The organism is Brevundimonas vesicularis NBRC 12165 (assembly GCF_001592205.1).
Lineage (GTDB): Bacteria > Pseudomonadota > Alphaproteobacteria > Caulobacterales > Caulobacteraceae > Brevundimonas > Brevundimonas vesicularis.
The window spans coordinates 157,176-172,842 of sequence record NZ_BCWM01000007.1 but is presented as its reverse complement, the minus strand read 5'-3'; the positions used below and the strand labels follow the sequence as shown (position 1 = coordinate 172,842).

Here is a 15,667-nt window from a genome sequence, read left to right as displayed (position 1 = left end):
CTGGCCAAGGAAAGCGCCAAGCTGACCGCCCTGCAAACCAAGCAACAGCTGGGCGTGCAGGCGTTGTCGATCGCCAACCAGGGCAGCTCGATCCTGCTGGGCCTGTTCCGCTAAGACGCGCGGCCGGAGCGGTTTCGCGACCGCTCCGGCTGATCGTTTGTTTCTCTAGAGGGCGCAGGACGACCTGTGCGTGGAGCCATGACAGACAATGTCGCAAGATCAGTAAGCGTAGCTCAGATCCCTCCCGTTGGTCCCATCGCCGTTCAGCCTGCAACGCCCGCGCCGGCGGCCAGGAACGACAACCACGACGCCAGCCGCTTTCGACTGACCATCGAGGCCGTGGGTGACAACCGCTTCGTCTACAAGGTCCTGGACCGGGTGACGGGGGAGGTGATCCGCCAGTTGCCGCGCGAGGATGTCGAGAAGTTGAACAGCGACCCGACCTACCGCGGAGGCCGTCTGGTCGATACCGCCGTCTGACGACAGGCGAGGGCTCAAACTCTCTAACGCCGCCGGCTCGCCGGACGGCGCAATCATGGTTTCCGGCGCGTTAACCATGTGATTACGACTCATGGTTAATCCTGTAGCCCACAGAACGTCCGGGGGCTTGAAGCCATGACCACCAGCATCCACACCAACACCTCGGCGATGATCGCCCTGCAGAATCTGAACCGCACCAACGACCAGTTGGCGGCGACGCAGAGCCGGGTGAACACGGGGCTGAAGGTTCAGGGTGCGCGCGACAACGCCGCGGTCTGGGCGGTGGCGCAAGGTCAGCGCGCGGACCGGGGATCGCTCGAAGCCGTCACCACCAGCCTGAATCGCGCAACGTCCATCGCCGACGTGTCGCTGGCGGCCGGCGAGCAGATCTCGGACATCCTGCTCGAGTTGAAGCAGAAGGCGACCGCCGCCGCGGACCCGAGCGCCAGCACCGCCACACGCACGTCCTACAATGATGAGTTTCAGGCGCTGCTGAGCTCGATCGACTCGTTCGCGAACAACGCCATCTTCGACGGCGCCAATATTCTGGACGGTTCGGCGACGACGACGCTCAACTTCCTGGCCAGCGCCGACGGCGCCGAGACCATCGCGCTGGACCGCCAAAACCTGACCGTCGCGGGCCTGTCGCTGACCGGCACGACCCTGACCAGCCAGGCCAACGCCAATACGGCCCTGGCCGCCGTCAACGCCGCCATCACCACCAGCAGCGCGCGTCTGGCCGAACTGGGCGCCCAGTCCAAGCAGATCGAGCGCCACACCACCTATGTCGGCAAGCTGTCGGACGCGCTGGAAGCCGGCATTGGCAATCTGGTGGATGCGGACCTGGCCAAGGAAAGCGCCCGCCTTCAGGCTCTGCAGGTCCAGCAGCAACTCGGCGTTCAGGCCCTGTCGATCGCCAACCAGGCGCCGCAGGTCATCCTGTCGCTGTTCAAGGGCTGATCGGACAGCTTAACGGTTCCTTATCGACGCCCGCCGCACGATAGGGTCGGAGCCGTCTGAATGATCAACAACAGCTATCTGCTGGGTCTTTTCGGAACGACGACGGGGACGTCGTCGTCAGGCGCCACCACGACCGCCAGCCCGGCCGTCAAAACCAAGAAGACCCAACCGACGGCCCCCTGGTCGTCCACGGCGACACCGGCGAAGGCCAGCGACCTGGTCCGTGCGGCCCTGGGCGGCCGTCGCCTGATCGACGAAGGCAATGTCAGCCTGGATTTGGCTGGCGCCTCTACTGACTATCGCAAGATGTTCGCCCTGTATCAGGGCCTGAACACGCTGGGCGCCTTGGCCGACCGTGCTGGCGTGAAGGGGCTGAGCGCGTCGGAAGCCGCCTTGGTGTCCAAACGGTTCGGCGAGGGCCTGGCCGAACTGTCGACCTATCTGAGCACCGCCAGTTTCGAAGACATGCGGCTGGTGCAGGGCGTGGCCCAGACTTCCGTCAAGAGCACCTATGCGCTGGAACGGGCGCCGACCAGTTTCGTCACCGCCCCCATCCACGACGGCGATCCCACCGTCTCGGTCAAGGCGTTCGAGGGCGACGTGAAGTTCTCCGTGACCGTCAAGACGACGGCCAGGGAGCAGGCGATCGCCATGGACCTGTCCGAAATGGGCGCGGTCGATCGGTCGTTGGCCAATGTCACCGCTTATATGAACGGCAAGCTGGAGGACGCGGGTGTCGCGACGCGCATCAGCGCTCAGTTGATCCCCGCCGAGCCCAAGACGGTCAAGAGCGGGACCAAGACCATCACCCTGCCGGCCGGACCGGATCAGTGGGCGTTGAAGGTCAATGGCGGGACCGGCGAAGCCATCAGCTTCCAGGCCGTCGACACCTCCGACGCCGTCTATGTGACGCAAGGGGTCGGCAAGGCCGGCGCGGCCGGCCAACTGCTGAAGTTCCAGGCCGACGGCGGCGCGGCGCCGGCCGCCCAGCAGGGCGTCGACGATCCGTTCTGGGTCGAGGGCAGGGTGGGGCACGCCGATCTGCCCGACGGGGTCGCTGCGGTTAAGGCCAGCGCCGTGGCCCCGGATGGCTCCGTCTGGGTCGTCGCCGAACTGACGGCGGGCGACGCCAGCCAGCCGATCAAGGGTGCGCGCGATGTCGCCCTGATGAAATACGATTCCGCCGGCAATCTGATGCAGACCAAGCTGCTCGGCGCCGCCTCCAGCGCCAACGGCTTCTCCATCGCCATCGACGATGACGGCCGGGTCGCCCTGGCCGGATCGGTGACCGGGGCGCTGGAACCCGGCAAGAGCGGCGACAACGCGTCCGTGGCCGACAGTTTCGTTTCGGTCTTCGACAGTTCAGGCCAAGAACTGTGGACTCAGCGTCGTGGGGCCAAGGCGGCCGATGAGGCGACCGAGGTTCGCTTCGGCGCCGATGGCATGGTCTATGTCGCCGGTCGCTCGAAATCGGCCATGCCGGGCAATGCGGCCCTGGGCGGCTGGGATTCCTATCTTCAGGCCTTCCAGGAAAAGCCGATCAACATCAACGGCCCCGACGTGGGCGTGAACGTCGCGACCGTGCAGTTCGGCACCAGCGGGGACGATTCCGTTCAGGCCATGACGGTGTCAGGAAACGACCTCTACACGGCCGGTGTCGAGAACGGGAAGGCGGTCGTGCGCCGCTTCACCCTGGACGCCGACGGCGTGCCGAGCCTGGCTTCGACGCGTGACCTTGGCTACGCCAGCGGCACGATCGCCGGCATATCGGTCGAGAACGGCAGGGTGGTCGTGATCGGCCATACCGAAAATACCGCCCTCGATATCTCTACGGTGACCAACGCCCATGCCGGCGGCAGCGATGTCTTCATCGCCACCTTGTCGGCGGACCTTCAGGCCTCGGCGAGCGACCAACTGACCTATTTCGGCGGGGCGGGCGCGGACACCGCTGCCGACGTCGCCATCAAAGACGGCAAGGTCTGGATCACTGGCACGAACCGGGCGGAAGGCGCCGGCAAGGACGACCCCACGTCCGGCTATCTGGCCCAGATCGATCTCGCCACGGGCCAGGTCCAATCGAACCGAACCTGGCGTGCGGACGGCGATCAGGCCAAGCCGACCAGCCTGAGCATCGCAGCGGGCGGGGCCAGCGTGCTCGACCGCCTCGGCCTGCCTCAAGGCCAGATCATGCAGGCGGATTCCAAGCTGTTGACCGTCGCCACCTCGGCCCGCGTCGGCGATCAGTTTTCGATCAGCCCCGCAGCCGGCGGCCGCGCCGTTACCGTGACCATCGACGCCAAGGACACGCTGGAAAGCCTGGCCAAGAAGATCAACGCCGCCTCTGGCCGCCAGTTGGAAGCCAAGGTCATCACCGATCTGAAGGCCAAACCCATTGTCCAGCGCCTGGAAATCAAGACGGCGGCCAACAAGGACGGCGCCGTCATCTCCGCTGGGGCGATCGGCAAGGACGCCCTGGGCGCGCTGGGTCTGACGCCCGGCTTCGTCGGTCCGGTAAAGCCGGACAAGGACGCGATCAAGACCTATGGGCTGAACCTGTCGAACAAGCTGAACCTGAACGATCCCGCCTCGATCAAGGCGGCCATCGATTCGCTGGCCCAGGCGATGACGGCGGTCCGGTCCTCCTACCGCGCCCTGGCGCCATCGACCGGCGGCATAACCAACACCCAGACCGGCAACGGCTCCTCGACCGCCTACCAGCAGACGCAGCTGGCCAACTATCAGGCTGCGCTGAGCCGCCTGACGGCCTGATGGCGGTCGGGACCGGTCAAGGCGGTTGACGCCCGAGGCCGGGTCGGAGTTATTGACCTCCTCATCCGCGAAAGCCCGTTCATGGCCCTTCCGAAAGACAATCGCGTCATCCTGTTGGTCGGCGCCGGCGTGGCGATCGTCATCGCCGTCGTGCTCGCCCTGATCTTTACGGGCGGCGGCGACAAGACGACGGAAGCGCCGCCGGCGTCCAAGGGCGGTCTTGTGGTCAACCTGGCCGAGGCGCCCACGCTGGAACCGACGCGGGAACTGCGCTGCTTCGTCGATGGTCAGTTCGTCGGCATGGCGACCCTGGCGGTCTGCGCCCAGCGCAACGGTCTGGCGACGGACGCCCTGGACGTGGGTCTGGACGCGACCGGCGCCCTGGCCGCCGCGCCGACCGCGGCCTTCGCGCCGCCGCCCGAACTGCCTGCGGTCGAAATGGCCGAGACCCCGCCGCCAGCGGTTTTGGAACCGAAACCCACACCTCGTCCGACACCCGTGGTCAGCGGCAGCCCCTGCCTGCGGCACACCGGCTCCGACTGGCGCACCCTGTCGCCGAACATGAGCCTGAACGCCTGCGTCCAGGCGCTCTACGCCGGAACCTGCGTGGGTCCGGGCGACGCCCAATACGGCCGCTGGGGGGACATGACCCTGCGCCTGGTGCCGAGGCGGGTGGAACAGTCGGGCGATAACGCCCGTTTCAGAACCTTGGCCGAGCAGGATCGCAACTGCCAGTTTCCCGGGATGAATTGATGCGCCTTGTCGTTCTCGCCGCCGCCGTCGCTGGAACCGCCCTGCTGAGCGGCTGCTCCAATGAACCCAAATATGAGTTCGCTCAGGGCGCCTGCTACTTCGTGGCGACGCCGGACAATGCGCCGCCTCGTTTGCAGAAAATCGCCGACGACCAGCCGCAACTTGAACAATGCGCTGCGCGGCTGGAGGAGATGCGTCTTCGCTTCCTGCGCATGGGCGGTTCGAACCAGGAAATCGCCGGCGCTTATCAGGGCCGCTTCATTTTCGTCGACCGCGAAGGGGTCAAGATCGGCAAGAGCCTGACCGGCAGCCGCTTCTTCGCCATGGCCCGCACAGGCGACGGTCGTCTGGCCATCCCCGGCGCCATCCAGCGAGACGAGACGGGCCGTCCGATCGCCATCGCCGAGGACCCTGCCGCCAAGTAGAGCTTGCGCGGTCAGAACGAAAGTGGAACATTCGGTTAATGCTTATCCACTGATTTAGCGGGTTGGCTGTCGAAAGGGCTGGCGATGATCCGTCGCCCCGGTCAGACATCGGACTGAATTGACGGGGCGGGCGAAGTCGTCGCTGCCTCACACGAGAAGGAAGTTTCCATGGCGGGCAGCGTCAACAAGGTCATTCTGGTCGGCAATCTGGGTCGCGACCCAGAGATCCGCTCCATGCCCAACGGCGACCGCATCGCCAACCTGTCCATCGCCACCTCGGAAACCTGGCGCGACAAGTCCTCGGGCGAGCGCAAGGAAAAGACCGAGTGGCACCGGGTCGTCATCTTCAACGACAACATCGTCAAAGTGGTCGAAAACTATGTGAAGAAGGGCTCGACCGTCTACATCGAGGGCGCGCTCCAGACCCGCAAATGGACCGACCAGCAGGGCGTCGAAAAGTACTCGACCGAGATCGTCGTCAGCCGCTTCAAGGGTGAGCTGACCATGCTGGGCGGCCGTTCGGAAGGCGGCTCGTCGGGCGGTGGTTACGGCAGCGGCGGTGGTCGCGGCGATGACGACTATTCCTCGGGCTTCTCCACCGGCGGCGCCAACAAGCCGAGCGGCCCCAAGGAAAGCTACGACCTGAACGACGACATTCCGTTCTGAGGTCAGACCGTTGGGGCGGGGGCCTTACAGCTATCGTCAGGATCCCGCCGTTCCGGCCTTTCGGGACGACCGGCCCCTGGTTCTGTTCGATGGCGACTGCGCGCTGTGCTCCGGTTCGGCGCGCAAGATCCTGAAGCATGACAGGGCAGGGAGTATCAGGCTCGCGCCGACGCAGTCGCCTCTGGGTCGGGCGCTTCTCGTCCACTACGGCGTCGATCCCGACGATCCCTATACGATGCTGCTGATCCAGGACGGCGTCGCGCGCGAGCGGTCCGACGGCGTTCTTGGCATCGCCGCCCTGCTGCCGCCGCCCTATCGACTGGCCGTCGTCGGGCGGATCGTACCGCGGATCCTCCGCGACACCCTCTATGACTTTATCGCGCGTCGCCGCCGCCGGTTTCCCGGCTCGGCCTGGTGCGCCATGCCGCCAGAAGGCGTCGATCTGACGGACCGGGTGCTGGGATGAGTGGACGCGTGCTGGTCCTGGGGGCCAACGGCTTCATCGGTTCGCACGTGGCGGCGGCCCTGTCGTCGGCTGGCTGGTCCGTTCGCGCCGGGACGCGCCGCATCATCAAACCTGCCCGTCGCGCGCCGACGTTCGACTGGGTCGTCGCCGACTTCGCCAAGCTGACGACACCCCAGGCCTGGGCGCCTCTGCTGATCGGCGTGGAGGCGGTGGTGAACTGCGTCGGCGTGCTTCAGAATGGCGCGGGCGACAGCACGCGCGCCGCCCATGTCGACGGCCCGCGCGCCTTGATCGCGGCGTGCGAGGCGGCGGGCGTGCGGCGGCTGGTGCATATCTCCGCCGTCGGCGCGGACGACGAGGCCGGCACCGACTACGCCCGCACAAAGGCCGAAACCGAGTGGATGATCGAGACCAGCGGCCTGGATTGGCTGATCCTGCGGCCGTCGCTGGTGGTGGATCGAGCGGCCTTCGGGGGCACCGGCCTGATCCGGGCGCTAGCGGCGTTTCCACTGTTCAGCCCGGTCGTGGGCGGCGACCAGATTTTCCGCCCGATCCCGCTGGGCGACCTGTCCGCCGCCGTCGTCGCGGCGTTGAAACCCACCGCGCCGTCGCATCGGACGCTGGACATGCCGGGGCCGGAGCCGGTGACGATGGTCGAGACGATGCGTCTTTACCGCGGTTGGATGGGGTTGAGCCCGGCGCCGGTGATCCGCGTTCCGCGTGTCCTGGCCGCGCCCGCCCTGGCGACCGGCGATCTTCTGGGTCGGCTGGGCTGGTCCTCGCCGATCCGCACGACGGCGATCAAACAGATGGATCATGACGTGTCCGGCCGCGACAGCGGCTGGGCGCAGGCGCTTGATGTGCCAACACGCGGGTTCACACGCTTCCTCGCCGAGACCCCAGCCTCCGTTCAGGATGTCTGGCATGCGCGCCTCTGGTTCGTGCGGCCGATCTCCATCGTGACCTTGGGCCTGTTCTGGCTGATCACCGGCCTGATCAGCTTCGGCCCGGGTTGGGACCGCGCGGTCGCCATCCTGCATGAGGGCGGTTACGGCCGTATGGCCGGCCCCATCGCATGGTGGGGCGCGCTGCTGGACGTGGTGCTGGGGCTGATGCTGTTCGTGCGGCCGTGGACGGCGCGGGTGGCGATCTTCATGTGTCTAGCCACCGTCGGCTATCTGATCGCCGGCACTCTCAGCCTGCCGCACTTCTGGATCGATCCGTTGGGGCCATGGCTCAAGGTCCTGCCGATGATGGCCCTTTGCCTGTTCGTTGCGGCGACGGACGCGCGTCGATGACCGCCTATGTGCTGCTCAAGATCGTTCACATCCTGTCGGGCGCGGTGCTGTTCGGCACAGGCGCAGGCATCGCCTTCTTCATGCTGCGCGCCCACGCGACCAAGGACGCCAGGACCGTCGCCGAGGTCGGCCGCATCGTCGTTCTGGCTGATTTCGTCTTCACCGCGACCGCCGTGGTGATCCAGCCGATCAGCGGCCTGGGCCTGATCCATCTGCAGGGCTGGTCCCTGACCAGTCCGTGGCTGCTAGCCGCCTATGGGCTTTATGTCCTGATCGGTGTCTGCTGGCTGCCGGTCGTGTGGATTCAGTACCGGATGATGAAGCTGGCCGAGCAGGCGGCAGGGCAGGGCGCCGCCCTGCCGTCCGCTTATCATCGGCTGTTCCGCTGGTGGTTCGCCTTGGGCTGGCCCGCCTTCGCCGGAGTCCTGGCCATCTACTGGCTGATGGTCGCCAAGCCGGATTTCTGAGCGGAAACCTGAGGTCATTCAAAGTGAGCCGACGCGGCAGCCGCGCCGTGCCATAGGGCGGTCATGACCGACGTCCGTTCCAAAGTTGCGGCTGCGCCCGCGCCCCTGCCCAAGAGGCCTCACGCCCTGACAGGGCTGGAGATCGCCGCCATCGTGGCGATCATCGTGGTGTGGGGCGTCAACAACGCCGGGGCCAAGCTGGCAACGCAGGAGTTGTCGCCGCTGCTGGTCGGCGCCATCCGGTTCGGCATCGCCACGGCCTGTCTGATCGCCTTCGTGCGGCCGCCGTTCCCGGACTGGAAGAGCCTGATGCTGATCGTGATCATCGGCGGGCCGATTCAGTACGGCCTGGCCTACACGGCCTACTGGCTGGCGACGGACGTCAGCCCCGTGACCGTTGCCAACCAGTTGTGGATCCCCTTCACCACCCTGTTCGCCTTTCTGATCCTGGGCGAGCGGCTGTCCAAGGCGGCCTTGGTCGGCATGGGCGTGGCCTTCGTCGGCGTGGCGTGGATGACCCTGGACGCCCATGCGCTGCAGGACTGGAAGGCCATTCTGGTCGCCATCGCGGCCGGCGCCGCCTGGGGCGTGACCACGGTGGTCGCGCGTCGCACGACCTCCATCCCGCCGCTGAAGATGCAGGGTCTGCTGGCGCTGGGGGCCTTTCCCGTCATGGCCTTCGGCTCGGCGGTGTTCGAGCATGGCCAGTGGGAGGCGGTGAAGCGCGCCACGCCCATGGTTTGGGCCTCGTTGCTGTGGGCGGGCGTCGTGTCGTCCGTGCTGGCCACCACCCTGCTGTTCTGGCTGGTGCAGCGGCGCGAGGCGGGGCGGGTGACGCCCTATCTGCTGGTCACGCCGGTGGTGTCGATGTTCATCGGCTGGAGCTTCATGGGCGACATCCTGACGCCGCAGATTCTGACGGGATCGGCCATCACCATGGGCGGGGTCGCCCTTGTGGCCCTGGCCGAACGGGGCTTGCGCGCCGGCGCCGCCAAGGCTTGATCTGTTCCTGATTGTATCAGGAGCCCGTCATGCACCACGCCCCCCTCGACGCCGACCACGTCTCCCGCCGCTGGCTGGGCAAGGCGAAGCACGATCTTGCGGCGAACGAAGCCGTCGTCGTTCAGAGCACCGCCGATCGTCGCCCTGTGTCCGAAGACATCAACGAGACCTTCGACGACCGTCAGACCTTCGGCGAGCGGCTGGCCGATCGGGTTGCGGCGTTCGGCGGTTCATGGCCCTTCATCATCGCGTTCGGCGTCTTTCTGGCGATCTGGACCGGGCTGAACCTGCTGCTGCGCAAGGAAGCCTTCGACCCCTATCCCTTCATCTTCCTGAACCTGGTCCTGTCGATGCTGGCGGCGATCCAGGCGCCGGTCATCATGATGAGCCAGAACCGCCAAGCGTCAAAGGATCGGCTGGACGCGGGCAATGACTATCAGGTCAATCTGAAGGCCGAGATCGAGATCATGGCCCTGCTGGAGAAGGTCGAACACCTGACCGCCCGGCAGGAGGAGCAGACCGAACTGATCCGCCGTCTGCTCGCACAAAAAGAGACCCGCTGAACGCTGTCCGGCGGGCCATCTTCCGTATCGTAGAAAGACTTAGCTTGCGCTGAGCGCCGCGCAGGCCACCCGGTCGCCGGCGCCGCCGATGGGCTGGGTCGAATGGTCGTCGGTGTTGGCGTGGATGATGATAGCCGAGCCGTCGGCGTCCCAAAGCCATTGGCCGGGGCCTTCGGACGAGATCCGGGCGCGGGTCGTGAACAGCTCGGCGTTCACCTTGCCGTCCGCACCGGCCCAGACGTTGGGCAGGTCGCCGTCGTCCGGCCCGGCGGCGTTCAGCAGGCCGTGCGGAGCCTTGGGCTCGCCGTGGTTTATGTGGGCGCCGGACGAGGTGAAGGGAGCGGCGCATTCGCCGGTCGCATGGATGTGGATGCCGTGCCAGCCGGGCGTCAGGCCCGAGGCCTCGATCTTCATCAACAGGCCGGTCGGCCCCTGACGCAGGTCGACGCGGCCGATATTGGCGCCCGAGGCGTTGATCAGAACGGCCTGTCCCGTCGCGCCGACGGGTGCGCGTTCGACGGCCGTCTGGGGCGCGTTTCCGGTCGCGGCGCAGGCGGTTGTCAGGGCCAAGGGGGAGGCGAGGAGAAGGGCGGCGGCGAGGCGGGTGGCGCGCATGTCGAAAGTCCTTTCAGAGACGGGCTTTCACGGCGACGTCGCTTTGCCACCGAGGCCCTGGAATGCTAGAAATCGTCACAGCGGATCACGTTCCGATTCCGGCCGCATAAAGCCACGCTTCATTGACCGACGACAGCTACGAAAACGCCGCATCTCCGATCGTTCCGGGAGGCGGCGGCTCCGACATTTCCACGATCACGATCGAGGACGAACTGAAGCGTTCGTACCTCGACTACGCCATGAGCGTGATCGTCTCGCGCGCGCTTCCTGACGCCCGGGACGGGCTGAAACCGGTTCACCGTCGCATCCTGTATTCGATGCACGACCTGAACATGACGCCCGAGCGCAGCTATTCGAAATGCGCCCGCGTCGTCGGTGACGTGCTGGGCCGGTTCCACCCCCACGGCGACGCCTCGGTCTATATGGCCCTGGTGCGGATGGCGCAGCCGTTCTCGATGGGGCTGATGCTGGTCGACGGCCAGGGCAACTTCGGGTCGGTCGACGGCGATATGCCCGCCTCGATGCGTTACACCGAGGCCCGGATGGCCCCGGCCGCCGTCGCCCTGATGGCCGACATCGACAAGGACACGGTCGACTTCCAGCCGAACTACGACGAGAAGGAGCTGGAGCCGGTCGTTCTGCCGAGTCGGATTCCGAACCTGCTGGTCAACGGCGCGGGCGGCATCGCCGTCGGCATGGCGACCAACATCCCGCCGCACAATCTGGGCGAGGTCGTGGATGCGGCCCTGGCCCTGCTGGATGATCCGAACGTCTCCGACGACGCCCTGCTGGACATCGTGCCCGGTCCGGACTTCCCCACCGGGGGCGAGATCATGGGCCGCACGGCGCCGCGCAACGCCCTGCGCGACGGTCGCGGCTCGGTCGTCGTGCGCGGCCGCGCCTCGGTGGAAGAGATCCGCAAGGACCGCGAGGCCATCGTCGTCACCGAACTGCCCTATCAGGTCAACAAACAGACCCTGATCGAGCGCATTGCCGAAATGGTGCGCGAGAAGCGGCTGGAAGGTATTTCCGACGTTCGCGACGAATCCGACCGCCAAGGCATGCGGATCGTCATCGAGCTGAAGCGCGACGCGTCCGGCGACGTGATTCTGAACCAGCTGTGGCGCTATACCGCCATGCAGAGCTCTTTCGGCGTCAACATGCTGGCGCTGAACCACGGCCGGCCCGAGCAGATGGGCCTGCGCCAACTGCTGCAGATCTTCCTCGACTTCCGCGAGGAGGTCGTGGTTCGCCGCGTCAAGTTCGAGCTGAACAAGGCCCGTGATCGCGGCCACGTCCTGGTCGGTCTGGCCGTCGCCGTCGCCAATATCGACGAGGTGATCCATATCATCCGCTCGTCGGCCGATCCGACCGAGGCGCGCGAGCGTCTGCAGGCCAAGGCCTGGCCCGTCGGCGACATGATGGCCCTGGTCGAACTGATCGCCGATCCGCGCAGCGTCGTGATCAATGGCGACAGCCTGAAACTGACCGATGAACAGGCCCGCGCCATCCTGGCCCTGACCCTGTCGCGTCTGACCGGTCTTGGCCGCGACGACATCTTCGGCGAGGCGCACGGCCTGGCCGACACCATCCAGGGCCACCTGACCATCCTGTCGGACCGCAAGAACGTCCTGGCCATCATCCGCGAAGACCTGATCGACGTGAAGGATCGGTTCGCCGTTCCGCGTCGCACCCTGATCGGGGAAGGCGACGGGGAGATGGAGGATGAAGACCTGATCCCGCGCGAGGACATGGTCGTCACCGTCACCCACGGCGGCTACGTCAAGCGTGTGGCCCTGAACGCCTATCGGACCCAGCATCGCGGCGGCAAGGGCCGCAGCGGCATGTCGATGAAGGACGAGGACGCCATCACCGGCGTGTTCAGCGCCTCGACCCACACCCCGGTCCTGTTCTTCGCCACCAACGGCAAGGCCTACAAGCTGAAGACCTGGCGTCTGCCGCTGGGCAATCCGCAATCGCGGGGCAAGGCCTTCGTCAATCTGCTGCCCATCGAGCCGGGCGACAGCATCATGAACGTCCTGCCTCTGCCCGAGGACGAGACGACCTGGGGCGACTACGACATCATGTTCGCCACCTCGAGCGGCGACGTGCGGCGCAACAAGCTGTCGGACTTCGCCACGGTCAACCGCGCCGGCAAGATCGCCATGAAGCTGGAAGGCGCTGACCGCATGGTCGGCGTCGGCCTGTGCACGGCCGACGACGACGTGCTGCTGACCACGGCGCTGGGCCGCGCGATCCGGTTCAAGGCCGACGACGTGCGCGTGTTCAAGGGCCGGGACTCCACCGGCGTCCGGGGCGTGCGGCTGCAGGATGGCGACGAGGTCATCTCCATGGCCATCCTGGGCCGTGTGGATGCGACGCCGGAAGAACGCGCCGCCTACGTCAAACACGCTAACGCGATGCGCAAGGCCCTGGCCGGCGCGGAAGCGGAAGAGGATGCCGCAGCCCCGGTCGAGGCCGAAGACGATGTCGCGGATGCGGCTCTGACCGTGGAGCGGATCGCCGAACTGGGCGCCGCCGAACAGTTCATCCTGACGGTCACCGAGACCGGCTTCGGCAAGCGATCCTCGGCCTATGAGTATCGTCGTACGGGTCGCGGCGGCCAGGGTCTGACGGCCCACGGCCTGGGCGGTCGCGCCGGCACGCGTCTGGCGGCGGCCTTCCCGGTCGAGGAGACCGACGACCTGCTGCTGGTCACCTCGGGCGGTCAGATGATCCGCACGCGCATCGATCAGGTCCGCATCGTCGGCCGCTCCAGCCAGGGCGTCACCATCTTCCGCACCGGCAAGGACGAAAAGGTCGTCTCGGTCGAACGCCTGCCGGAAAGCGGCGGCGCGGATGACGCCGAGGTCGGCGGAGAAGACGGCGGCGAGGCCTGATCCGCCTTCTCCCAGCGGGCAAAGGGAGGGTCGTTTGAGCGCGGCGATTCTGATCGACGGCCTTCCCGCCACGCCTGACGACCTGGCGCACCAGGCCTTGGTCAACTACGGCGCCTACACCTCATTCCTTGTCGAGAGCGGCGCCGCGCGCGGCCTCGATCTCCACCTGGCCCGTCTGAAGCAGGCCGCCGTCGAACTGTTCGGCGAAAGCCCTGGCGAGGCGGAGTTTCGGCGCCTGATGGCGCTGGCCGTCGCCGGTCGTGAGGCCTGCTGGCTGCGCGTCAGCCTGTTCTCGCCCGAGATCGGCCATCGTAACCCGACCTACGTCGGCCGACCGAAGGTGATGACCAGCGTCGCCCCTGCGCCCCCGCCGCTGGCGCACCGGGTGCGGATCACCGCCATGCCCTACGCGCGCGAGGCGCCGCATCTGAAGCATCTCGCCACCTTCGGCCTGATTCGGGCCCGCCGCGCCGCGCGCGCCGCCGGGTTTGACGACGCCCTGTTTGTCGATGGCGAAGGGCGGGTCACCGAAGGCACGCTGTGGAACATTGGCTTTGTCCAGGGCGACCGGATCGTCTGGCCCCAGGCCCCAATGCTGGCCGGCGTGACTCAGACCTTGATAAAGCGCGGGTTGCCCCAGGTCGGGCTGACCAGTGAAACGCGGCCGATCCGTCTCGACGCGATCAACGCCTTTGACGCCGCCTTCCTGTGCAACAGCGCCACGCCCGTCTGTCCGATCACCGTCATCGACGATGTCGCCTTCGCCAATGACCCGGCCCTGCTCGCCAAGGTCGAAGCGGCTTGGAGCGTCCAGGCAGCCCAGCCCATCTTGGATCATGACGATGACGAAGGCGTCAGCCGGCTAGGCCGCTGATTTCGCACCTGCTAAACGACGCTGACGCCACGCGACAGGCCGGGGAGACACGCATGCGCATCGGACTTTATCCGGGCACCTTCGACCCGGTGACGAACGGGCATACCGACATCATCAAGCGTGCGCTGAAGCTAGTGGACCGACTGGTCATCGGCGTCGCCCAAAACGACGACAAGGGGCCGCTGTTCTCGACCGCCGAACGGGTCGAGATGCTGAAGGCCGAGATGGCGCCCCTCGGCGGCGACATCGTGGTCCAGCCGTTCTCGACCCTGCTGATGCATTTCGCCGAAGAGCTGGACGCCAGCGTCATCATCCGGGGGCTGCGCGCCGTCGCCGACTTTGAATACGAGTTCCAGATGACGGCCATGAACCAGCGCCTCAATCAGGACATCGAGACCGTATTCCTGATGGCCGATCCGCGCCATCAGGCGATCGCCTCGAGGCTCGTCAAGGAGATCGCCCGACTGGACGGCGCGATCGACAGTTTCGTCAGCCCCGCCATCGCCGAGCGCGTGCGGGCCAAGGTCAAGAACGGTTAGGGTAGACAAGACCATGCGTAAGGCCATCATCGCAGCGACCGTCGCCGCTCTTCTCGCGGCTGGCGCGGCCCAGGCTCCGGCTGTGGCGCAGACGGCGCCGGCGGCGTCCGACTGGCGCGCCATTGCACCGGAAAACCTGCTTGTTATCGATACCTCCAAGGGCCGGGTGCTGGTCGAACTGATCCCCGTCGCCGCGCCCAACCATGCGGAACGCATCCGCACCCTGGCCAATCAAGGCTTCTATGACGGTCTGAAGTTCCACCGCGTCATCCCTGATTTCATGGCGCAAACCGGCGATCCGAAGGGGACGGGCGAGGGCGGCAGCGAGCTGCCGGACCTGAAGGCCGAGTTCAGCTTCCGTCGCGGTCGCGACGCCGGCTTTGTCGCCGTGCCGAGCGTGGGCGCGGGCGTGCGTGGCCTGGTCGGCGATCTGCCGGTCCAGACCCAGCCCGACGCCCAGATGATGGTCACCGCCGACTTCAAGGTCGACGCCCACGGCCTGTTCTGTCCCGGCGTGCTGGGCATGGCCCGCTCGGGTTCGCCCGACAGCGCCAACAGCCAGTTCTTCCTGATGATGGGCGCGCGCGAACAGCTGGATGGCATCTACACCGCCTTCGGACGCGTGGTGTCCGGCCTGGATGTGGTCGGCAAGCTGAAGAAGGGATCGGACGCCGAGGACGGCAAGGTGACCGATCCCGACACCATGACCCGCGTGCGCATGGCCTCGGCCTTGCCCGAAAGCGAGCGTCCGACGGTGCGCGTGCTGAACGCCGGCAGCGCCGCCTTCGCCGAACGGATCGCTACGGCGCGCGCCGCGCGCGGCGCGGCCTTCAGCGTCTGCGACATCCAGCCGGTCGCCGAAGTGACGGGCGGCTGAGGCTTTCGCAAAC

General features: G+C 66.7%; 17 protein-coding genes. 16 read left to right on the top strand and 1 reads right to left on the bottom strand.

The window, feature by feature from the left end; translation table 11 throughout:
• The 12 genes from BVE01S_RS16765 to BVE01S_RS07500 all read left to right on the top strand — a co-directional run.
• A partial coding sequence (locus tag BVE01S_RS16765) for a flagellin (RefSeq protein WP_280513212.1) occupies positions 1-114 on the top strand: 114 nt, incomplete at its 5' end.
• An 84-nt stretch (positions 115-198) separates the two neighbouring features.
• Positions 199-480: a FlaG family protein gene (locus tag BVE01S_RS07550; RefSeq protein WP_200932932.1), complete on the top strand. Its 282-nt coding sequence runs from the start codon at positions 199-201 to the stop codon at positions 478-480.
• Between the two features lie 135 nt (positions 481-615).
• Positions 616-1,440: a flagellin gene (locus BVE01S_RS07545; protein ID WP_066626172.1), complete on the top strand. Its 825-nt coding sequence runs from the start codon at positions 616-618 to the stop codon at positions 1,438-1,440.
• Positions 1,441-1,500: 60 nt separating this feature from the next.
• Positions 1,501-4,209 carry a glycoside hydrolase family protein gene (locus BVE01S_RS07540; RefSeq protein ID WP_066626170.1) on the top strand — a complete coding sequence of 903 codons (2,709 nt, stop codon included), beginning with the start codon at positions 1,501-1,503 and terminating at the stop codon, positions 4,207-4,209.
• Between the two features lie 81 nt (positions 4,210-4,290).
• Positions 4,291-4,962 carry a hypothetical protein gene (locus tag BVE01S_RS07535; protein WP_066626168.1) on the top strand — a complete coding sequence of 224 codons (672 nt, stop codon included), beginning with the start codon at positions 4,291-4,293 and terminating at the stop codon, positions 4,960-4,962.
• Positions 4,962-5,387 carry a hypothetical protein gene (locus tag BVE01S_RS07530; protein WP_066626166.1) on the top strand — a complete coding sequence of 142 codons (426 nt, stop codon included), beginning with the start codon at positions 4,962-4,964 and terminating at the stop codon, positions 5,385-5,387. Before BVE01S_RS07535 ends, BVE01S_RS07530 begins: the two co-directional genes overlap by 1 nt.
• Before the next feature lie 168 nt (positions 5,388-5,555).
• Positions 5,556-6,053, top strand: a complete 498-nt coding sequence (gene ssb / locus BVE01S_RS07525) for a single-stranded DNA-binding protein (RefSeq protein WP_066626160.1) — start codon at positions 5,556-5,558, stop codon at positions 6,051-6,053.
• 10 nt (positions 6,054-6,063) lie between these two features.
• Positions 6,064-6,519 carry a thiol-disulfide oxidoreductase DCC family protein gene (locus tag BVE01S_RS07520; protein WP_066626158.1) on the top strand — a complete coding sequence of 152 codons (456 nt, stop codon included), beginning with the start codon at positions 6,064-6,066 and terminating at the stop codon, positions 6,517-6,519.
• Positions 6,516-7,817: an SDR family oxidoreductase gene (locus tag BVE01S_RS07515; RefSeq protein WP_066626155.1), complete on the top strand. Its 1,302-nt coding sequence runs from the start codon at positions 6,516-6,518 to the stop codon at positions 7,815-7,817. The genes BVE01S_RS07520 and BVE01S_RS07515 overlap by 4 nt, the downstream gene beginning before the upstream one ends.
• Positions 7,814-8,284 (top strand): DUF2269 family protein, encoded by a 471-nt coding sequence (locus BVE01S_RS07510; RefSeq protein ID WP_066626154.1) that lies wholly within the window; start codon positions 7,814-7,816, stop codon positions 8,282-8,284. The genes BVE01S_RS07515 and BVE01S_RS07510 overlap by 4 nt, the downstream gene beginning before the upstream one ends.
• Before the next feature lie 63 nt (positions 8,285-8,347).
• Positions 8,348-9,286 carry a DMT family transporter gene (locus tag BVE01S_RS07505; protein WP_066626153.1) on the top strand — a complete coding sequence of 313 codons (939 nt, stop codon included), beginning with the start codon at positions 8,348-8,350 and terminating at the stop codon, positions 9,284-9,286.
• Positions 9,287-9,315: 29 nt separating this feature from the next.
• Complete coding sequence (locus BVE01S_RS07500) at positions 9,316-9,849, top strand: DUF1003 domain-containing protein (RefSeq protein WP_066550836.1); 534 nt, start codon at positions 9,316-9,318, stop codon at positions 9,847-9,849.
• 39 nt (positions 9,850-9,888) lie between these two features.
• Here BVE01S_RS07500 and BVE01S_RS07495 read toward each other — a convergent pair whose 3' ends face one another.
• Entirely contained in the window at positions 9,889-10,464 is a 576-nt protein-coding gene (locus tag BVE01S_RS07495) for a superoxide dismutase family protein (RefSeq protein WP_066626152.1), read from the bottom strand.
• 122 nt (positions 10,465-10,586) lie between these two features.
• Here BVE01S_RS07495 and gyrA point away from each other — a divergent pair, with 122 nt between their 5' ends.
• The 4 genes from gyrA to BVE01S_RS07475 are packed head-to-tail and all read left to right on the top strand — an operon-like array spanning position 10,587 to position 15,654.
• Positions 10,587-13,364 (top strand): DNA gyrase subunit A, encoded by a 2,778-nt coding sequence (gene gyrA, locus BVE01S_RS07490; RefSeq protein ID WP_084375338.1) that lies wholly within the window; start codon positions 10,587-10,589, stop codon positions 13,362-13,364.
• 34 nt (positions 13,365-13,398) lie between these two features.
• Entirely contained in the window at positions 13,399-14,238 is an 840-nt protein-coding gene (locus BVE01S_RS07485) for an aminotransferase class IV (RefSeq protein ID WP_066626151.1), read from the top strand.
• A 53-nt stretch (positions 14,239-14,291) separates the two neighbouring features.
• Positions 14,292-14,777, top strand: a complete 486-nt coding sequence (gene coaD / locus BVE01S_RS07480) for a pantetheine-phosphate adenylyltransferase (protein WP_017504115.1) — start codon at positions 14,292-14,294, stop codon at positions 14,775-14,777.
• 13 nt (positions 14,778-14,790) lie between these two features.
• On the top strand, positions 14,791-15,654 hold the full coding sequence (locus tag BVE01S_RS07475) for a peptidylprolyl isomerase (RefSeq protein ID WP_066626150.1): 864 nt from the start codon (positions 14,791-14,793) through the stop codon (positions 15,652-15,654).
• Positions 15,655-15,667 lie beyond the last annotated feature (13 nt).